Source organism: Enterobacter sp. WP_7_1 (genome assembly GCF_003688535.1).
GTDB lineage: Bacteria > Pseudomonadota > Gammaproteobacteria > Enterobacterales > Enterobacteriaceae > Enterobacter > Enterobacter asburiae.
Map to the genome: position 1 here is coordinate 1,302,712 of NZ_REFK01000001.1, position 17,957 is coordinate 1,320,668.

General features: G+C 55.8%; 20 protein-coding genes. 8 read left to right on the forward strand and 12 right to left on the reverse strand.

Going from position 1 to position 17,957, the window contains the following annotated elements:
* Positions 1–11 precede the first annotated feature (11 nt).
* Positions 12–1,172, reverse strand: coding sequence for an MFS transporter (locus tag BJ885_RS06465; protein WP_121931434.1), 1,161 nt, complete (start codon positions 1,170–1,172; stop codon positions 12–14).
* A gap of 129 nt (positions 1,173–1,301) precedes the next feature.
* Between BJ885_RS06465 and BJ885_RS06470 the strand changes: the two genes are divergently transcribed.
* Both BJ885_RS06470 and BJ885_RS06475 read left to right on the forward strand, forming a co-directional pair.
* Complete coding sequence (locus BJ885_RS06470; RefSeq protein WP_121931435.1) at positions 1,302–1,838, forward strand: MarR family winged helix-turn-helix transcriptional regulator; 537 nt, start codon at positions 1,302–1,304, stop codon at positions 1,836–1,838.
* 24 nt (positions 1,839–1,862) lie between these two features.
* Positions 1,863–2,786 carry a LysR substrate-binding domain-containing protein gene (locus BJ885_RS06475; RefSeq protein ID WP_121931436.1) on the forward strand — a complete coding sequence of 308 codons (924 nt, stop codon included), beginning with the start codon at positions 1,863–1,865 and terminating at the stop codon, positions 2,784–2,786.
* A 52-nt stretch (positions 2,787–2,838) separates the two neighbouring features.
* Here the strand turns inward: BJ885_RS06475 and BJ885_RS06480 are convergent, their stop codons facing one another.
* Positions 2,839–3,309, reverse strand: coding sequence for a hypothetical protein (locus tag BJ885_RS06480; RefSeq protein WP_121931437.1), 471 nt, complete (start codon positions 3,307–3,309; stop codon positions 2,839–2,841).
* 267 nt (positions 3,310–3,576) lie between these two features.
* Here BJ885_RS06480 and BJ885_RS06485 point away from each other — a divergent pair, with 267 nt between their 5' ends.
* A complete protein-coding gene (locus BJ885_RS06485; RefSeq protein ID WP_121931438.1) occupies positions 3,577–4,053 on the forward strand; it encodes a WbuC family cupin fold metalloprotein in 477 nt (158 codons plus the stop codon).
* 64 nt (positions 4,054–4,117) lie between these two features.
* On the opposite strand, the gene BJ885_RS06490 is transcribed toward BJ885_RS06485, so the two are convergent.
* The 7 genes from BJ885_RS06490 to BJ885_RS06520 all read right to left on the reverse strand — a co-directional run bounded on the left by BJ885_RS06490 (position 4,118) and on the right by BJ885_RS06520 (position 12,184).
* Positions 4,118–4,657 carry a cysteine hydrolase family protein gene (locus tag BJ885_RS06490; RefSeq protein ID WP_121931439.1) on the reverse strand — a complete coding sequence of 180 codons (540 nt, stop codon included), beginning with the start codon at positions 4,655–4,657 and terminating at the stop codon, positions 4,118–4,120.
* Positions 4,658–4,994: 337 nt separating this feature from the next.
* A complete protein-coding gene (locus BJ885_RS06495) occupies positions 4,995–5,594 on the reverse strand; it encodes an NAD(P)H-dependent oxidoreductase (protein WP_121931440.1) in 600 nt (199 codons plus the stop codon).
* Positions 5,595–5,668: 74 nt separating this feature from the next.
* Positions 5,669–6,262: a TetR/AcrR family transcriptional regulator gene (locus BJ885_RS06500; protein ID WP_121931441.1), complete on the reverse strand. Its 594-nt coding sequence runs from the start codon at positions 6,260–6,262 to the stop codon at positions 5,669–5,671.
* 34 nt (positions 6,263–6,296) lie between these two features.
* Positions 6,297–9,386: an efflux RND transporter permease subunit gene (locus BJ885_RS06505; protein WP_121931442.1), complete on the reverse strand. Its 3,090-nt coding sequence runs from the start codon at positions 9,384–9,386 to the stop codon at positions 6,297–6,299.
* On the reverse strand, positions 9,383–10,492 hold the full coding sequence (locus BJ885_RS06510) for an efflux RND transporter periplasmic adaptor subunit (protein ID WP_121931443.1): 1,110 nt from the start codon (positions 10,490–10,492) through the stop codon (positions 9,383–9,385). Before BJ885_RS06510 ends, BJ885_RS06505 begins: the two co-directional genes overlap by 4 nt.
* Positions 10,493–10,566: 74 nt before the next feature.
* A complete protein-coding gene (locus BJ885_RS06515) occupies positions 10,567–11,181 on the reverse strand; it encodes a TetR/AcrR family transcriptional regulator (RefSeq protein WP_029740592.1) in 615 nt (204 codons plus the stop codon).
* 208 nt (positions 11,182–11,389) lie between these two features.
* Positions 11,390–12,184, reverse strand: a complete 795-nt coding sequence (locus tag BJ885_RS06520) for an SDR family oxidoreductase (RefSeq protein ID WP_121931444.1) — start codon at positions 12,182–12,184, stop codon at positions 11,390–11,392.
* A 96-nt stretch (positions 12,185–12,280) separates the two neighbouring features.
* Here BJ885_RS06520 and BJ885_RS06525 point away from each other — a divergent pair, with 96 nt between their 5' ends.
* Positions 12,281–12,649 carry a MerR family transcriptional regulator gene (locus BJ885_RS06525; protein WP_121931445.1) on the forward strand — a complete coding sequence of 123 codons (369 nt, stop codon included), beginning with the start codon at positions 12,281–12,283 and terminating at the stop codon, positions 12,647–12,649.
* 44 nt (positions 12,650–12,693) lie between these two features.
* Here BJ885_RS06525 and BJ885_RS06530 read toward each other — a convergent pair whose 3' ends face one another.
* Positions 12,694–13,008 carry a PTS sugar transporter subunit IIB gene (locus BJ885_RS06530; RefSeq protein WP_121931446.1) on the reverse strand — a complete coding sequence of 105 codons (315 nt, stop codon included), beginning with the start codon at positions 13,006–13,008 and terminating at the stop codon, positions 12,694–12,696.
* Positions 13,009–13,120: 112 nt separating this feature from the next.
* Entirely contained in the window at positions 13,121–14,032 is a 912-nt protein-coding gene (locus BJ885_RS06535; protein ID WP_121931447.1) for a LysR family transcriptional regulator, read from the reverse strand.
* Positions 14,033–14,131: 99 nt separating this feature from the next.
* Here BJ885_RS06535 and BJ885_RS06540 point away from each other — a divergent pair, with 99 nt between their 5' ends.
* From BJ885_RS06540 to BJ885_RS06550, 3 genes are all read left to right on the forward strand, one after another.
* On the forward strand, positions 14,132–15,247 hold the full coding sequence (locus BJ885_RS06540) for an alkene reductase (RefSeq protein ID WP_121931448.1): 1,116 nt from the start codon (positions 14,132–14,134) through the stop codon (positions 15,245–15,247).
* Complete coding sequence (locus BJ885_RS06545; RefSeq protein ID WP_121931449.1) at positions 15,244–15,963, forward strand: SDR family oxidoreductase; 720 nt, start codon at positions 15,244–15,246, stop codon at positions 15,961–15,963. The genes BJ885_RS06540 and BJ885_RS06545 overlap by 4 nt, the downstream gene beginning before the upstream one ends.
* A gap of 64 nt (positions 15,964–16,027) precedes the next feature.
* The gene (locus tag BJ885_RS06550) at positions 16,028–16,567 is read left to right on the forward strand and encodes an ester cyclase (RefSeq protein WP_029740584.1); all 540 of its coding nucleotides are present in this window, start codon (positions 16,028–16,030) and stop codon (positions 16,565–16,567) included.
* Positions 16,568–16,606: 39 nt separating this feature from the next.
* Here BJ885_RS06550 and BJ885_RS06555 read toward each other — a convergent pair whose 3' ends face one another.
* Positions 16,607–17,074, reverse strand: coding sequence for a DUF1348 family protein (locus BJ885_RS06555; RefSeq protein WP_029740583.1), 468 nt, complete (start codon positions 17,072–17,074; stop codon positions 16,607–16,609).
* A gap of 103 nt (positions 17,075–17,177) precedes the next feature.
* Between BJ885_RS06555 and BJ885_RS06560 the strand changes: the two genes are divergently transcribed.
* A complete protein-coding gene (locus tag BJ885_RS06560) occupies positions 17,178–17,762 on the forward strand; it encodes a TetR/AcrR family transcriptional regulator (protein WP_029740582.1) in 585 nt (194 codons plus the stop codon).
* Positions 17,763–17,957: the final 195 nt, after the last annotated feature.

Below are 17,957 nucleotides of genomic sequence, written 5' to 3' on the forward strand. Positions count from 1 at the left end.
TGGTGTTGTATTCACCGTGCCTGCACGTCCACGATGGGTTTAAAATTCAGCGCGATGACGATCAGCAGCACGACTCCCGCACTCATGATCAGCCATGCGCTGGTCAGCGAGACCGAACTGTCGCGAACGATCCCCGCTATTAGCGGCATAAGCGCGGCAATCATGTATCCACCGCCCTGAACTTTAGACAGTAACCTCCCGGCCTGCGCGGGCGTTCGCGCATGATCGAACGTGACGATGAGCGACAGCGGGAAGAGGGCGCCGATCCCGGTGCCAAGCAGCAGCGTGGATAACACCGGCGTTGTACCCGGCGAAAAGACCAGACACAGTAATCCCGCCAGCAGCAGCAACAAAACGGCAATCAGCGGCACGCGACGATCGGGAAACTTACCGATCAGCGCGGAGACGGCAAACCCGGCGACAACCTCGGTTAGCGTCAGCCAGGCCAGCATGTAGCCGCTGCTGCGTGCGGACCATCCCGCTTGAATGTAAAGCGGGGGCAGCCAGGCCAATACCAGCGTATAGGCTCCCGTACCCACGCCGAAAAAGAGCAACAGTAGTGCTATACGGGAGGACGAGAGCGTGACGGTTTCGTGTGCTGTTTTTTCCCCTTGAGGATGCTTAACCAGGGTTAACCACAGTATTAGCGCCAGCAGCGCTAACAGCCCGGCCATTGCCAGCGCGGGCTTCAGCCTGAGCCATGAGAACAACGGCTCTGCGCTGGCGGCGGCGATTGCCGCTCCGGCCATAATGCCCGTGCTGAAGAGCGACATCACCGTGCTGGCCGTTTGCGTATATTCCTTTTTTATCAGGGCAGGCATTAACGCCTGGATCGTGCCTATGCTGGCCCCGCCCAGTAACGCGGTGCCCATAAGACTCTCCGGCGAGGCGCTAAAACCGCGTAATAAGCAGGCAACAAGCAGGATGAAAAGCCCGAGCATAATGCCCCGAACGGCGCCGACTCTGGCTAAAAGCCAGGGGCCACACAGGGCGGCCAGCCCCATCATCGCGACCGGCAGGGTGGTCAGAAGGCTGAATTGCGTAGCGGTTAGCCCCGCTTCGCGCTGCAGCTCGGAGAACAGCGGTCCGACAGAAGCCAGAATGGGGCGCAGGTTCAGCCCGACGATAAAAGCGATAACGGCGAAGAGTAAAGGCGACGTGCGTTTCAACATGGAGTCCTTTTCGGTTGTGAATGGCCCGGCAGATTGCTACGAGCATTTATCTTAACGTTAAGATAAAATCTGTTTTTGCGTAAGATGTACCGCACAACAGGATAAATACCCACGCCATCAGGGGTGAAAATGAAAGACCATGTAGACTTTGTTGTCGGCCAGTGGAGCCGCGCCATGCCGGAGCTGGACGCCTCGTCGATGAAGATTTTTGGCCGAATGCTCCGGCTGATGAAGCATCTGGCAAGAGAACGGGCGCAGGCTATGGTGCAGTTTGGTTTTCGCGAGGGCGAGTTTGACGTGCTCGCCACGCTGCGCCGCGCCGGCGAGCCGTACTGCCTTTCGCCAACGCAGCTGTATAAATCACTGTTGGTAACCTCAGGGGCGATGACGAACCGGCTCAGCCATCTCGAACAGCAAGGGCTTATCAGCCGAATTGCCGATCCGGATGACAAGCGCAGCACCCTCGTAAGCCTGACGCCGCACGGGCAGGAGCGTATCGAACAGGCGCTGATCGTCCATACGCAAACGCAAAATGCGCTGCTGAGCAGCTTGTCTGAGCCGCAGCGCGCGCAGCTTGAGTCCCTGCTCAGGGAGCTGCTGCTGACGTTTCCGCCCGAGGATCTGAGCGACAAGTCACCGAGTGCCGATAATACAAACACTGCATAGCTAAACCTCACAGAAAGGGAACGTATGTCTTTACCGCCACTGTATGCGCTGCGCGCTTTTGAAGTTGCCGCGCGGCTGAACTCCTTCAGCAAAGCGGCTGAAGCACTGAATATCACGCCGGGCGCGGTCAGCAGGCATGTCCGGACGCTTGAAATGTGGTTCGACTGTGAGCTCTTTAAACGTCAAGGGCCGAGAGTGGAGGTCAGTGATGCCGGACGTATTCTGGCCGGACAGCTCAGCGAAAGTTTCTCGAATATTGAGTGGGCCTGTCGCGCATTCAGAAGTGAAAACCACCTTCTGCGCCTCAAAGCTCCCAGCACCCTGACGATGCGGTGGCTTCTGAATGTGCTTAAATCCTTTCGTGAGAACCACGCGAAGCCAAAAATTGAAATTGCCAGCGTCTGGATGGACTTCGACACCGTTGACTTCAGCCGTGAGCCCTATGATTGTGCGATCCTCCTCGGTAATGGCTATTTCGGCGAGTCAACGGAAAGCAGGCTGCTCTTCAGTGAATGGCTCATTCCGGTTTGTACCCCGTCGTTGCTTGAGTCTGCCCGGCATCAGCTTGCGCAGTGCGAGCTTATTCATCCCTCGGCGGACCGACGGGACTGGAAGCGCTGGCTGAAAAAAACCGGATTATTCCCCGGACTCGACGTGAGTCGTGGAATAGTGTTCGACACCCTGGAGCAGGGAAGCCTGGCCGCCATGAACGGACATGGTGTTGCTATGGCCGATCTTGGTCTTACGCTTGAAGCGCTTGAGAGTGGGCTTCTCGCGCTGCCCTTCAGGGAAGCTATCGCAACCGGCGATGGCTACTACCTCGTCTGGCCGAAAAATTCGCTCAGAAGAGAGAGTATTGAACGTCTGCTGGCCTGGCTTAATCTCAATAGGCCGGTTTTTCCCCCTCTGGATATTGTTTGTCTCGATGACGATGAGAAATGTTTTTAATAAATATAAATGCAGGATATTCCGGACGGCATATCCTGCATAATGAATTAAATTATGCGTAGGGAATATTCGCCATATTTTTATATCGTTCCGGCAGGGCGCTGTTCAGGTTGAGCAATTTATCCAGAATATAAAGCGCAGGCGTCCCCCTTGCGCGTTCAGCATCGATCAGCGCCGTGCGTAACAGATTGGCAGCCGACGTCATTTCACGGAAATACTCCTCTGATTCACGCGTCTGAGCTTCGCCAGACGTGGCGTAACGCACCTTTGGCCACTCCGCAAAGTCAGGCAGCGGGAGGGTCCCATCCTCTTTTGGTAAATGCGCTGAGAGCAGCTCTTCGGCGTTACCCGGATTGCTTTGAGCGAAAGAGAGGAGGTGCAGTCGATGGATGAAAGGTGATAGCGCTTCTGAGCTTTCCTTTTCTGCTGAAAGTAACGTTATCAACTCATGCACATTTGCCTGGGCGCTAAATTTATTAGGCGAGATAATATTCATTACATGGAATAAAACATCGAGTGTCATAGGTGCTCCATACAGGCTTGGTAATATTTGTTTTTTCTATCCCAGGGATGAATGGATGGTATTTCAGCGGCGTCACTGTTGAAAAACGATAAATAGTGGGAATTAATGTGAGTTTTACTCAACGTTGCGCTTTGAAGCGCAATCACGCATCTCCTCACGCTGCAGCGATTTGTTTCACAAATGCCATCGCTCATCGACCGTTCCGAATGGTATAACGTCTTGCGGCAATCGGGTTGCCGCCCGCTGACTCCATTCACAAAGGTGTATATGAAACAAATTACGTTCAGTGACCTGCAGCAACAAAGCGAGCAGGCTGCCAATTCTCCTCGCTTACGCGCGCACCGCAATTTACATCCCGAGCTGAGCGACCCGGTACAACGCCTGGCTATCGCGATGGAGCCTGGTACCTATGTTCGCCCTCATCGCCACCCGCACACGTTTGAACTGCTGACGGCTCTGAGCGGTCGCTTTCTGGTGTTGAATTTTGATGACAGCGGTAACGTGACCCAGCGCGTGGTGTTAGGTGAAGACTGCAAAGTGCTGGAGATGGATGCCGGTACCTGGCATGCCGTGCTGTCGCTGGATAAAGGCGGCGTCATTTTTGAGGTAAAACACGGCGGCTATCAGCCTGTTCCGGAGCACGATACCGCCTCGTGGTCACCGGCTGAGAACGCGCCCGGTAGCGCGGAGCTGATGAAATGGTACGCCCAGGCGCAGGTGGGTGACGGAGGTTTTACCCTGTAATTTTCTCTACTTTTCCCGACGCGTGGAAAGGCGCGCCGGGATAGAGAGAGACGATCCCGCCAACTCAACTTACCGTATTAAAATTCCAGCCGCTGGCAGTCGACAGCATCACGAACGGGCCGGCCAGCGTGCTGTTGTGATGCGCAATGATGTCAGTGGCGGATAAATGTGCATTATCCATTGTGGTATGCGCATCTGAAATCAATACCGTCCTGAAACCCAGCTCCGGCGCGGCCCGGCAGGTGGTGTCGACACAAAATTCTGTTTTCATCCCGGCAATGACCAGCTGTTTGATGCCTCTCTGATTAAGTTCACGCAGCAATTCGGTATCCCGAAAACAGCTGGGATAGCGCTTGGTGAAAACAATATCCTGCTCCTTTACGTCCAGCTCGGGTATCAGCTGCGTCAACGGCCCCTGCGCTGAAAAGGGCGAGTGGTCTGGTCCAACATGGCGGGCAAAAAAGATGGGCACCTGCGCGTGCCGCGCGTTGGCTATTAACAAACGGATATTTGCCAGAACGGCATCGGTGGAACAGGGGGAGACCGGGCCCCGGAAGAGACCCTGCTGCATGTCGATAATTAAGAGAGCATTGTCAGAAATCATTTTCTTTCTCCATTCAGAGGGTGGTGAACGGAGAGGTATTTCCCCGTCCAGTCAGGCGGGGATTGAGGTTCTGTTTGTCAGTAGTTCGCTACAGATACGCTCACGCCGCCGAAGGTGCCGGTGGTGGTGAGGGTGGTTGTTGGCTGAACTGACTGATACATGAAATGACCTTTGTTTATTCAATATGCTATATGCGGAATTATCACGTTAGTTATAGCGTTGCTTAACTCATTGCTTCAAGACACCAACTTGGGTAGGGGGACGATGCAGCGGCAGGAAGCTGTCAGCAAAGGCTCGTAACCTGCTGTGCGCGCCTTTGCTGACTGAATAGCCGGGATTATTTAAGGCCCTCTAGCCCCTTCAGGAACTCCTCCACCTGCTCAGGCGTCACCGTGTCTGCCTGGTAAAGGATATCGAGCTTAACGTTCTTCAACCCGCAGAAGCCAAACACGCCTTCGATTATCTGCGTCTGAATCGCCGTCGAATAGCCGTGTTTGTCGAATCCGGTGAGATCGCTGCCGCCGGTGGCAATCAGGCGGACGGGAACATCGCGTAAGCTGCCCACAATCCGGCCGTCATCGGCCACCTTATACGCCCAGTTCAGGGTTAATACGCGATCGAACCAGCCTTTCAACAGCGCGGGGACCGACCACCAGTACACGGGGAAGACAAACACCAGCATATCCGCTCGCTCGACGCGCTGCTGCTCGTGCAGAATATCGTCGGGAAGAGCGCTCGGATCGCCGTGATACAGATCAAGGTCGGGACGAGACATGGCCGGATTAAACCCTTCAGCATGCAGATCGGCGATCTCAACCTGCGTACCCTGCTCGCGTAATTTCCCGGCAATATGGGCTGCCAGCGAATGGGATAACGAATTGTCGACAGGATGAGCCGTCACGATCAGTGCGTTATTAATGGCATTTGTAGCAGACATAGCGACCTCAAAATGGGGTAGAAGTGACACCTATATTACTATTGGTAACTTAGGTGTCAATCCGCCCAAAGCGATCATTTTGTGCTATTCACGTAGGTCTCCAGCACGCCGGTCATGGCGCCGCTGAGCGTATCTTCCGCCACATTCCGGGCGAGCACGCCGTTGCCTGCGGCGGTGCTGAGCGCGTCCGCCGCGCCAATGATGGCCGTCAGCGCCGCTTCCCCCTGAACGCCTTTCAGCGTGACAAAAGGGGAAAGCGCGGTACGCAGGCAGTCGGCACATTCGGCCACGCATGCCTCACGAAACGTCTGCAACGCGCGGGAGCCGGACAGCGCCGCGGCGATTGGCCCGGTTTCAGGCCCCGCGGTAATGGCGCAGTCGATATAGGCGGCGCTGAAAAAGCGGATCGTCTTTTCCAGCGTTTTGCTGTCGACCGCCAGCGTCTCGCGGAATTTCGCCAGCTGCCGATCGCTATAGTCCTGGTACAGCGCCATCAGCAATCCTTCACGATCGCCAAAGTGGTCGTAGGGGATAGGCTTGGTCACGTTGGCCCGCTCGGCCAGGTAGCCAAGCGTCAACGCCTCCGTGCCTTGCTGACGAACGATTCCGCGTGCAACCTCCAGCAGCTGCACGCGGCGGTCCTCTTTTCTTAAGCGCTTAACAACCATGCTTTCCTCAGAAGTGTTATCTACTCATGGTAGTTTACACGTTTTCTGCACGGTGCTGCACGCGTTGTTCCGATGGTCGGATCCGGAACCAGATCGCATACATCGCGGGCAGGAAGACGAGCGTGACGATCGTCCCGCCCAGCGTTCCGCCTATCAGCGTCCAGGCCAGCGTGCCCCAGAACACCGAATGCGTCAGGGGAATGAACGCCAGCACGGCGGCCATGGCGGTCAGAAGGACCGGGCGTGCGCGCTGGACCGTCGCTTCAACCACCGCCTGGAACGGCTCAAGACCCTCCTTCTGGTTATGATCGATTTGACCGATCAGGATCAGCGTATTGCGCATAAGAATGCCTGAAAGGGCAATCAAGCCGACCAGCGCGTTGATGCCAAACGGCTGATTGAAAATCAGCAGCACGGGCACCACGCCAATCAGCCCCAGCGGCGCGGTTAGGAACACCATCACCATCGCCGAGATTGAGCGCACCTGCAAAATGATGATCAGCAGCGTCAGGGCAATCATGATCGGGAACAGCGGAATCATTGCCTGCGTGGCTTTACCTGATTCCTCAATCGAACCCGCCATGTCTATTCGGTACCCGGGCGGCAGCGCGTCAACAATCGGCTGGAGCTGCTTCATGACGGCCACCGACACATCCGGTGGCTGAAGATTGTTAGCGATATCGCCCCGAACGGTTATCGTCGGGGTGCGATCGCGACGGCGCAGGATCGGATCTTCCATACCGATCTCAATCTTGCCGATTTGAGACAGCGGAACGCGCTGTCCCGCATTGCCGACAAGGGTGAAACCCTCGATTTTTGCCGGATCAAGACGGATATCTCCCGCCGCGCGGCCAATCACCTCCACCGAGCGAATATCTTCCCGCACGGAGGTGACGGGCACGCCAGACAGCAGGAACTGAAGCTGCTCGGCAACGGCACTGGAGGTTAAGCCGGTCGCCTGCAGGCGGTTTTGATCGAGGGTGAAATGCAGGACGGGAACGCGTGAGCCCCAGTCGGTGTTGACGGTTCTCATCATCGGGCTCGCCTGGAGCACGGCTTTCACCCTGTCAGCGATGTCATGCACCTGTTCGACATCCGGCCCCGACACGCGCCAGGCAACCGGGAAGGGCGAGTACGGGCCAAACACCAGCTGCGTTACCCGCACGCGGGCTTCGGGGGCAAGGCCGTTGGCGACAGCGTCCCTCAGCCGGAGCTTGAGCGCCTCGCGTGACGTTTCGCTGTCCGTCAGGATCACGATTTTCGCAAAAGACGGATCGGGCAGTTCAGGCGCCATCGCCAGATAAAAGCGGGGCGAACCCTGACCAATATAGGCCGTGACAATTTTGGCTTCGGGCTGCTGGCCCAGCCACGCTTCGATTTTTGCGGCTGCGGCGCTGGTTTGCTCAATCGAGGTACCGTAGGGCATCTGCACCTCAACCAGTACTTCCGGGCGATCGGAGGTCGGGAAGAATTGTTTTTTAACCAGCCCCATGCCGAGCACGGCCAGAATGAAAATGGCGACCACCGACCCGGCCACCCGCCATTTTCTGGCGATAACGCGGGCAAGCAGCTGGCGAAAACGGTTATAGCGAGGCGTGTTGTAGATGGCGTCATGACCTCCTTCTACTTTGGGGATCGCCGGCAGGATCTTCACCCCAAGATAGGGCGTGAACACCACCGCGACAAACCACGATGCAATCAGGGCGAGGCCGACAATCCAGAACATGTTGCTGGTGTATTCCCCGGCGGTCGACTGGGCAAAGCCATTCGGCATAAAGCCAATGGCCGTCACCAGGGTACCGGCCAGCATGGGCGCGGCGGTATGGCTCCAGGCGAAGGCCGAGGCTTTGATTCTGTCGTAACCTTCCTCCATTTTCACCACCATCATTTCGATGGCGATGATGGCATCATCAACCAGCAGGCCGAGGGCGAGGATCAGGGAGCCCAGCGTAACGCGGTCAAAGTTTATCCCCGCGGCTTCCATCACCACGAACACGACCGCCAGCGTCAGCGGTACCGCCGCCGCAACGACAACACCCACGCGCCAGCCCATGCTGACAAAACAAACCACCATGACCACAAGCAGGGCGACGAAGAATTTGATCATGAACTCATCGACCGACGAGCGAATATTCACGGACTGGTCGGTAACCTTGGTCAGGGACATGCCCAGCGGCAGGCTATCATTTATTTTCGCCGTTTCCGCATCCAGCGCTTTACCCAGCGCCAGACCGTTCCAGCCTTCACGCATCACGATGCCCAGCAGAAGGGCGGGCTCATGCTGATTGCGTATCAGCATCGTCGGGGGATCTTCGTAGCCTCGCTCAACCGTTGCCACATCGGACAGCTTGAGCGTTTTGCCCTGAGCAATAAAAGGCGTATCGCGGATTTTCTGCAGTTCATCGAACGCGCCGTCCAGGCGGATAAAAATTTGCGCGCCTCGGGTCTCAATGGAACCCGCCGCGGCTAGCGCGTTCTGGCTGTTGAGGGCATTGAAAATATCCTGGGGTGAGAGCCCTATCGTCGCCAGACGGTCATGGGAGAAGGAGATATAAATCCGCTCGGCCTGTTCGCCGATAATGTTCACTTTCTTCACGCCGGGAACGTGCAGAAGCTGCTGGCGCAAGCCTTCGGCATCACGTACCAGCTGCCGCTGCGGTTCGCCTTTCGCTTTCAGGGCAAAGAGGGCAAAGGTAACATCCGAGAATTCGTCATTGATCATCGGGCCGATGACGCCCGCCGGAAGTCGCTGAGATTCATCTCCAAGCTTCTTACGCGCCTGATAGAACTCCTCCTGCACTTCGGCAGGCGGGGTCTTGTCCTGCAATGACAACGTGATAAACGCCATGCCGGGACGGGTATAGGTTTCGGTACGGTCATACCATTTGAGTTCCTGCAGGCGCTTTTCCAGCGGCTCGGCGACCTGATCCTGAATTTCCTGCACGGTGGCGCCCGGCCAGACGGTTATCACCGTCATTTGCTTTACCGTGAAGGGCGGATCTTCCGCGCGCCCGAGCCCAAAGAAGGCGTAAATTCCGGCAATCGTGACCAGAACGATCAGAAACAGCGTAATGGAACGTTCGCGGACGGCCAGCGCCGACAGGTTGAAGCGGCTTCCGCTCATGGTGTGTTCTCCGCCAGGGCGGCATTGCGTTGCTCGGTAAGCCTGACGACTTCACCTTCGTGCAGAAGATGGGCACCTAACGCAACAATCTTCTCACCGGGCTTCACGCCGCCCGTGACCTGCGCCGCATCTTCACCCACGCTCAGCACCTTGACGGGCGTCCATGCAACCTTTGCCGGCTGGGCGGAAATACGCCAGACGCCGGGACCTTTTCCTGCATCATAGAGTGAAGCCAGCGGGACCTGCATGACCTGACCTTCCGCTTTATTGTCCTGAATGTTCAGCGTGACGGTTGCCCCCAGCGGCGCGTCTGCCAGCAGGCCATCCAGCACGTAGCGGGCTTCATAAGTGCGGGTCGCGGCATCGGCCGAGTCAGACAGCAGGCGCAGCGTTGCGGTGACCGGATGTTTTTCATTGCCATACAGCGTGGCCTGCGCTTCGCTGCCGACGGCAGGGCGCAGCGTTTCCGGAAGCTGGACGAGCGCTTCACGCTGTCCCGCTCTGGCGAGCCTGATCGCCACCTGTCCGGCGCTGACGACCTGACCCGGCTCGGCGAGCGTCTCCATGACCACGCCGTCCGAATCCGCCAGCAGCACGGCATAGCCCGTGGCGTTTTGCGCCACGCTGGACTGCGCCCGGGCGGCGCTGAGGTCGGCCCTGGCCGTATCGGCCGCCGCTTTGATCTGGTCATACTCCGAGGCAGACACGGCGCCGGACGCCACAAGTCCACGATAGCGCGCCTCATCGCTGGTGGCTTTGCGCGCGCGCGCCTGAGCCGCATCCACCGCGCGCTGCTGCGCCTGAGCCTGTAATTTCAGGTCAACCGGATCCAGACGCAGCAGGGGCTGGCCCTGTTTGACGGTCTGCCCCGTATCGACCAGTCGCTCAAGGATTTTTCCCTGGACTCTGAAACCTAAATCGCTTTGCGTTCTTGCGACCACCACGCCCGTGAAGGCGCGGGCGTTATTGTTCGCAAGCTCGACGGAGGCGGATCTGACGAGCGGTGGCTTTGTGCGCGGATCGTCACTCGCGGAAATATCGCCGCACGCCACCAGGGCAAACGGCAGGAGACAAACGGCAACGCGGGCTGAAGTGAGCCTGAGCATGGGAAACCTTTTTGACGTAACAGGACGGTATCCGCATTCTCTGACTAGTGACCAAAATTGTCAATGGTCACAAATTAGGGGGCCAGGCTTCTTAAAATAAGTGAAGAGAGCAGCACCGCCGCGGTGGGGGCCATTTCGAGGTTGTACTGCAGCTGAACGGGGTTAATATAAGGGCACATCACCATGTAGACGGCAAATGTGACCTCATCCAGCGGCGTTTTTCTTTCAAACTCGCCGGCCTGCCTGCCTTCGATAATGATGCTCTCGATCAGCTTCATCAGGCTTTCACTGTATTTTTGGGTTGACGGCCACTGCTCCTGCGCGGCGACGGCGGCAATGTCGTATAGCTTACGGTCGTGGAAAAACAGCTCGCTTCCCGCCTCGGTGAGCGCTTTGAAAAGGCGGCGTAATTTTTCGCTTGCTGACGGCGCATCCTCGATGGCGGAAAGGACTGCCGCCATGATCAGCTCCAGGCGGTTAGCGCAGATCACCTCGCCGATAGCCTGTTTGGAATCGAAAAATTTATAAATGTAGGACTTTGAAAAACCAATGGATTTAGCCAGCTCGGCGACGGTGGTTTTTTCATAGCCGTAGTGACCGAAGTGCTCAAAAGCCGCTTCGACGATTTGCTCTCTGACAGCGTGGTCAAGGGGACCACGTGCTGATGGGGGATTCATATTTTTAGTCATTATTTAAGCTTAGCGTGACAGGCTACGATTAACAACGAGTGACCATTTCGTATTTTGGTTACCGTCATTCATCATGTGCCGTTCAGACGGGACGATCAACCAGGTGGGGTAAGTGTATCACTGTTTTTCGTGCACTATGGCATCTATCTGTCTGCAATAAGCGAGGGTTTCAGCGCAACTCCCTTGCGCTGAACAGAGCCGTTTTTGCTTAAGCCGAACGTGGGCGCAATATTTTTTCAACAATAAGCACCAGACGCCTGCGCGTCACGAACCGGTGTAGCTGCCCCAGAAGCCAGTTACCGCATCCGGTAATCAGGTAGCTACGGTTACTCTCAACGGCCTTCAACGCCAGGGTGACCACCTTGTGAGCGGGCATTCTTTTCCCTACCGAGGCCTCCTCAGCATTCACCACATCAAAAAAGGCCGTATCCGTTGCGCCGGGGCAAAGCGCCAGGACGCGGATGCCCTTTGAGCGATATTCTCCCCACAGCGCGTTCGAAAACGAGAGCAGGAAGGCTTTGGTTGCGCCATAAATCGCCATATAGGGATCCGGTTGCATCGCGGCCGTTGAGGCAACGTTAATAATCACCCCGGATCCCTGCTGCAGCATTCCCGGCAGCAGGGCGTGAGTCAGCTCCACGGGGGCCATGCAGTTTACGTTTATCTCATCACGCTGCCTGTCGATCGACAGCTTTTCGAATGGCCCGTAGGTGGCGAACCCGGCGCAGTTAATCAGAATGTCGGGGACGCGTCTTAAGGTTTCAAGCCGTTCCACAATGTGGGGAATGGCTTCCTGCTTCACTAAATCCTGCACGATAATCGTGATGGAGACGCCGTGCTTTCTGACCAACTCTGCGGCAAGCGCCTGCAGCTTTGGCTCGCTGCGGGCGACGAGGATCAAGGCCACGCCGCGGGCGGCAAGCTGCCGGGCAAAATCACGACCGATGCCCGAAGATGCTCCGGTAACCAGCGCCGTTTTTCCTGTATAATCAAAAGAGTTCATATCTTTAATCCCGTTTCCCTAATGTATGCCGCACAGGATAAACCGTGCACTTAGGTACACGGTCAAGCGTGATTTTTACAAGGTGAGGGCGACGCGATGCGAATTGGTGAACTTTGTGCGAAAACGGGATTGTCGAAAGAGACGGTGCGTTACTATGAGCGACAGGGGCTATTAGAGAATATCCCACAGCCCAATCGCAGCAATAACTACAAAGTTTATTCCGCCGTCGATTTACAGCGTTTAAACATGATCAAGCATGCCAAAATGCTGGGTTTTACCTTAGCCGAAATTGCAGAGGTTTTATCTGTCTGGGTTGACGACAACTTTACCGCTGAGCAAAAACAGGCTTCTCTGCGCCGCAAGCTGCAGCAGCTTGAAGAGAAAGAAGCAGCGTTAATTGAACTCAGAGCCAGGTTGCAAAACGCCCTTAATAAGGTCGGCCAGCCTTGTGTCGACACGTTTTGATCGCCGGGTGAGAGGAGGCCGCAAAACCGATGCGGCCTTATCTGTCAGGCAGCCAGTTCAGGCATCTGTTCCTTCACGAAATTCAATACGTTCCTCGCGTCGAGAGATGCATAGGGCAGGCTCTCAATAATGGCGATTGAACGCGTATTGCCCACCGTTTCTTTTATCTCATCGAGTTTGTACTGAATGTGCGGCGCGATGAGGAAACCATCGAAAGCGGGAGCGACGCTGGCGAAGTTATCCAGCCCAACAGCGCTAATAATCAGCGGATAGCCTTCGCGTTCTGCCAGAGACTGCATCTTTTTGGCGAGAGAGTTTGCGGTGTTACCAAACAAACAGCATATCAGAAGCTTTTTCATATTTTGTACCTCCTGAAAACCGCTCCTAGGGTAGTCCTGAGGTTGTCCACGAAATGCGCGCTATCTCTTATTTTGGCGACAAATTAACCGCAGCTGCCTGACGCGATTTAATTTAATGTTTTTTTAGCCAGTCGAGAAAAAACTGGCTAAAAGCCGTGACCTGAAGCGGCTGCAGTTTGCGCTGCGGGTAAACAAGCTGCAGGCCGACATCTTTGCGATCGTATCGGCTAAAGCCGGTGAAGCTGTCGGCAAACAGTACCGTGAGCCTTCCGGTTTCAACATCGTCTTTTACGTCCCACCACGATTTCCCCGCGATGCCAGCCCCGCTGAGTGTCCACTGACGAAGCAAAGCCCCGTCGTCGCACACCATGGCAGGCTCTACGCGAACGACGCTTTCCTCGCCATCTTTTTCAAAGCGCCATTCGTTCATCACCACGCCCTGAGACTCAAGCGCCAGGCACCGGTGCTGGGCTAAATCGGCAAACGTGGAGGGAATACCGCGTTCGTTAAGATACTCCCCGGAGGCGACCAGCACCCGATGGTTCGGGCGGATGTTTCTGACGACAAGGCTGCTGTCCGGCAGGTTGCCAAAACGCACGCTCATATCCAGCCGGTTAGCGACCAGGTCCTCAACGTGTTCTCTTAACGAGATGAAAAATTTAACGTCGGGATGGCGTCGGGAGAATTCCACGACGGCGGGGCTAAGATACTGTCTGCCAAAGTCCGAGGGCGCAGAAAGGCGAATGTTGCCGCTGAGCACGCCTTCCTTTTGCGTCAGTAACGACTCTGCGTGATGCACTTCTTCCAGCACGCGCAGCGCGGCATGGTAAAACTCTTCCCCGGCGCGGGTCAGCGTAATGGATCGCGTTGAGCGGTGAAACAGGCGCGTCTGGTAACGCTCCTCAATCGCCTTCAGCCTGGCCGTCATGGTGGCGGGAGAAAGCGACAGGCGTCGCCCGGCGGCAGAAAGACCGCCGGCCTCGGCAACTTCCACCAGTAACGCCATGTCTTCGAGTTTACCCATTATTCATATTTTCCGAAAAGTGCATCTACTTTTAGCGTAATTATCAAAATAAGATGCCGAATGTAAAGTGATTTCATCCAAACCATAAGGGATGAAAACATGCAACGTATCTCACTTTTTGAACGCTACAGGCTGGGTCTGCAGGATCTGAAAAACCGTATCGTCATGGCGCCGATGACCCGCGCGCGCTCCCTGCAGCCGGGAAATATTCCCTCGGCGCTGATGGCGGAGTATTACCGGCAGCGGGCCAGCGCCGGATTAATTATCACGGAAGCCACCCAGATTTCGCCTCAGGGCCAGGGATACTCATGGACGCCCGGCATCCATTCGCCTGAGCAGGTTTCAGGATGGCAACTCACGACGGGCGCCGTGCATCAGGCGGGCGGGGTGATTTTTTCGCAGCTCTGGCACGTCGGGCGAATGTCGCACGCCAGTTTTCATCAGGATGGTCAGCCCGTCGCCCCATCAGCACTGGCGCCGGACGCGCAGGTGTGGGTTGTGAATGAAAAGGGGGAAGGCCAAATGGTTGACTGCCCGCAGCCGAGAACACTCTCGCTCAAGGACATCCACAGCATCATCGCGGACTATCGTCAGGCGGCACTGAATGCCGTTCAGGCCGGGTTTGACGGCGTGGAGGTTCACGGCGGAAACGGCTATCTGATCGACCAGTTTCTGCGTAAAACCTCCAACAAACGCACGGACGAGTACGGCGGCACGCTGGCGAACCGGATCCGCTTTGCTCAGGAAGTGCTAAGCGCCATTGCCGAGGCCATTGGCCGCGAGCGTACGGGCATTCGCCTTTCCCCGTTTATTACCCAGCGCGGGATGAACGATCCGCAGGTGACGGAAGCCATACTCGCTCTCGCGGCCTGGTGTGAACAAAAAGGGATTGCGTTCATCCACCTGGCGGAAGCCGACTGGGACGATGCGCCGCAGGTACCTGAACAATTCCGTCAATCGCTACGCGAGACGTTTAGCGGAACCCTTATCGTCGCGGGGAACTATGACCTTGAAAAAGCGGAAAAGATCCTTGCTGCCGGCTATGCCGATTTGATTGCCTTCGGGCGGCCGTTTATTGCCAACCCGGATTTACCCCACCGGCTGGCGCACCAGCTGCCTCTGGCCCAGGTGCGCGACCCCGCCACGCTGTTTGGCGGCACCGCGACGGGATATACCGATTACCCCATTTACACCCTGCAGGAGGAAACGTTATGACCCATAAAACCTTAATTATCGGCGGCGCTTCCGGAATCGGTTTCGCCGTGGGCAGCCTGCTTGCCGGGCGCGGCGAGGAAATTATTCTTGCGGGCCGCGACGGCGCGAAGCTGGACGCTGCGCGGCAGCGGCTGAGCGCCCACGCCGCATCTGTTCACACCCTCGTGCTTGATATCAGCCGTGAGGCAGAGTTGGTTGCACTCGGTGAAACGCTGGGTGAGGTCAATAATATCGTCGTTACGGCGGGTTCACAGGCTCCGGGAGGGCTTCTTTCCGGGCTGGATCTCCGCGCGGCAAGGCTGGCCTTTGATACAAAATTCTGGGGAAGCATCAATGTTGCCCGCTATCTCAGCGGGAACATCGCCCCTCGCGGTACGCTGACGTTCACCAGCGGGTTCGTGGCGCGTCGTACCGTGGCGGGCGCCATTGTTAAAACGACGATGAATGCCGCCATCGAGGCCGCGACAAAAGTGCTGGCGAAAGAGCTTTCACCGCTGCGCGTCAACGTCGTGAGTCCGGGGCTGACCGACACGGAAGCGTACGCGGGCATGGACGCCGCCGCGCGGGAAAAAATGCTCGCTGGCGCGGCGGAAAGCCTGCGAGCCAAAGCCAGGGGAAGGGCGGAGGACGTCGCGCAAGGATATCTTTTCGCGATTGATAATCCCTTTGTCACGGGATCGGTCATTGATATTGAAGGCGGGGCGTTAATTAACTGACCCTCTCTGATTTGAACCGCAGGGAATCGTCCGCGGGTAATGTAATACTCTATTGAGAGATATCATGAAATATTCGACGTATTTTCATTCGGCTGTAGCGTTAGTTATTTTTGCAGGTCTGTCGGGCAATGCGATTTCCGCGCAGGGGGAATGGCTGCAGCCAAAACAGCTTATAGTGGACAACAGCCTGCCGCAGGCGAAATTAAAGGCGAATGAAGCACTCGCCAGAGAATATGCCTCATTCTGGAATACGGGTAATGAAACCCTGGCGCGTAATGCCCTGGCGGTAAACTTTATTGATAAAACGCCTCCGGAGGGGCGTAAGCAGGGGCCGGAAGGCGCTATTTTAGCTTCCCGTGCGTTTCGTGCGGCCGTGCCTGATTTGCAATGTGACGTTGAGCAAATGATTATTTCAGGCGATCGCGTGGTTTCGCATTTACATTTTCACGGCACATTCACCGGAACATTTGGCAAGCTGAAAGGAAAGGGGCAAAAAATAGATTTTATCGCCACCGATATTTATGAGATTGGTGACGGTAAGATTGTGGCTAACTGGCATATTGAGGACAACCTGACGCTGATGAAACAGCTGGGCGCGCTGTAAAGTCATCACTCCGGGGCGGCCCGGAGTGATGCGAAAATCCTATAAGCCAAGATCGCTCAGCGAAGGGTGATCGTCCGGGCGTCTGCCCAGCGGCCAGTGGAACAGCCTCTCAGTGGCTTTGATCGGCATATCGTTTACGCAGGCAAAGCGGCGCTTCATCAGTCCGTCCGGCTCAAACTCCCAGTTTTCATTGCCGTAAGAGCGGAACCAGTTGCCGGAATCATCATGCCATTCATAGGCATAGCGCACCGCGATTCGGTTCTCCGTAAATGCCCAGAGTTCTTTAATCAGACGATAGTCCAGCTCTTTTTTCCATTTCCGCTCCAGAAACGCCTGGGCTTCTTCACGGTTGGTGGCGAACTCTGCGCGGTTACGCCATTGGGTATCCAGCGTATAGGCAAGCGCGACTTTCGCCGGGTCGCGGCTGTTCCAGCCATCTTCTGCCAGTCTGACTTTTTCGATGGCGCTTTCACGAGTGAAGGGCGGTAAAGGAGGACGTGTGTTCATTGCGATTACCTCAGCGTTATATTAAGTAGACAGATCTGTCTACCTGCGGTAATCTATGCCTGTAAAATAACGCTGTCAACATTCTTTTTGAGGCTACCCAAAAGTGAAAACAGAACCCGCAGGCAACGATACAAAAATCAGCGTCAGAGATAAGATATTACTCACGGCGCACGATCTGTTTTATTCCACGGGCTTCAGGGCGACGGGGGTGGATACGCTGATTAAAGCGTCTAAAGTGACCAAGGTGACTTTCTATCGCCATTTTCCGAGTAAGAGCTTGCTTATTCTCGCCTATCTACACTATCGGCATGAAATATGGATTAACTGGTTTGAGACCACGCTGCGTCGACATCTCGATGAAGGCGAAATACCTTCTGATGCGATATCCGCAACGCTTTACGAATGGTTTATTTCGCCCGAATTCCACGGCTGCGCGTTTATTAACGCCAGCGCAGAGGCGAAATCGGAAGATATTGAAAGCGAAATTAAAGAGATATGCCGCAGTCATAAGTCAGAAACAAAGAAAATTATTGCCTTGCTGACGAAGAGTGCTGATGAGCGCATCGTCAATGAAATTATGCTGCTCATTGACGGCGCAATTATTCATGCACAGATGGGCATGGGTACGGATGAGGTCATCACTCCGTTGAAGAGGGCATTAGCCGCAGCGTTATTAGTGGGCAAATAATGTTTACCCCTGCGACGACTGACAAATGCCCGCAAGACAACAACACTTAGCGTTTAATAACCTTCACACCGGGAATGAGCAAATGGCCTATAACCGCACTTTCGCCCTCGATATAAGCTGGAAAAGTCCTCATCCGCGTACATGCTATGCAGTCGGCAAGCATGCCGGGATGCTCATCCGCATGCGCGTCTGTTT

Coding starts and splice junctions, on each gene's coding strand:
- BJ885_RS06515 (WP_029740592.1), bottom strand. CDS start 11,181: ATGACTAAAAATATGAATCCCCCATCAGCACGTGGTCCCCTTGACCAC.
- BJ885_RS06545 (WP_121931449.1), top strand. CDS start 15,244: ATGACCCATAAAACCTTAATTATCGGCGGCGCTTCCGGAATCGGTTTC.
- BJ885_RS06480 (WP_121931437.1), bottom strand. CDS start 3,309: ATGACACTCGATGTTTTATTCCATGTAATGAATATTATCTCGCCTAAT.
- BJ885_RS06490 (WP_121931439.1), bottom strand. CDS start 4,657: ATGATTTCTGACAATGCTCTCTTAATTATCGACATGCAGCAGGGTCTC.
- BJ885_RS06555 (WP_029740583.1), bottom strand. CDS start 17,074: ATGAACACACGTCCTCCTTTACCGCCCTTCACTCGTGAAAGCGCCATC.
- BJ885_RS06510 (WP_121931443.1), bottom strand. CDS start 10,492: ATGCTCAGGCTCACTTCAGCCCGCGTTGCCGTTTGTCTCCTGCCGTTT.
- BJ885_RS06530 (WP_121931446.1), bottom strand. CDS start 13,008: ATGAAAAAGCTTCTGATATGCTGTTTGTTTGGTAACACCGCAAACTCT.
- BJ885_RS06495 (WP_121931440.1), bottom strand. CDS start 5,594: ATGTCTGCTACAAATGCCATTAATAACGCACTGATCGTGACGGCTCAT.
- BJ885_RS06525 (WP_121931445.1), top strand. CDS start 12,281: ATGCGAATTGGTGAACTTTGTGCGAAAACGGGATTGTCGAAAGAGACG.
- BJ885_RS06500 (WP_121931441.1), bottom strand. CDS start 6,262: ATGGTTGTTAAGCGCTTAAGAAAAGAGGACCGCCGCGTGCAGCTGCTG.
- BJ885_RS06520 (WP_121931444.1), bottom strand. CDS start 12,184: ATGAACTCTTTTGATTATACAGGAAAAACGGCGCTGGTTACCGGAGCA.
- BJ885_RS06475 (WP_121931436.1), top strand. CDS start 1,863: ATGTCTTTACCGCCACTGTATGCGCTGCGCGCTTTTGAAGTTGCCGCG.
- BJ885_RS06535 (WP_121931447.1), bottom strand. CDS start 14,032: ATGGGTAAACTCGAAGACATGGCGTTACTGGTGGAAGTTGCCGAGGCC.
- BJ885_RS06540 (WP_121931448.1), top strand. CDS start 14,132: ATGCAACGTATCTCACTTTTTGAACGCTACAGGCTGGGTCTGCAGGAT.
- BJ885_RS06470 (WP_121931435.1), top strand. CDS start 1,302: ATGAAAGACCATGTAGACTTTGTTGTCGGCCAGTGGAGCCGCGCCATG.
- BJ885_RS06485 (WP_121931438.1), top strand. CDS start 3,577: ATGAAACAAATTACGTTCAGTGACCTGCAGCAACAAAGCGAGCAGGCT.
- BJ885_RS06465 (WP_121931434.1), bottom strand. CDS start 1,172: ATGTTGAAACGCACGTCGCCTTTACTCTTCGCCGTTATCGCTTTTATC.
- BJ885_RS06505 (WP_121931442.1), bottom strand. CDS start 9,386: ATGAGCGGAAGCCGCTTCAACCTGTCGGCGCTGGCCGTCCGCGAACGT.
- BJ885_RS06550 (WP_029740584.1), top strand. CDS start 16,028: ATGAAATATTCGACGTATTTTCATTCGGCTGTAGCGTTAGTTATTTTT.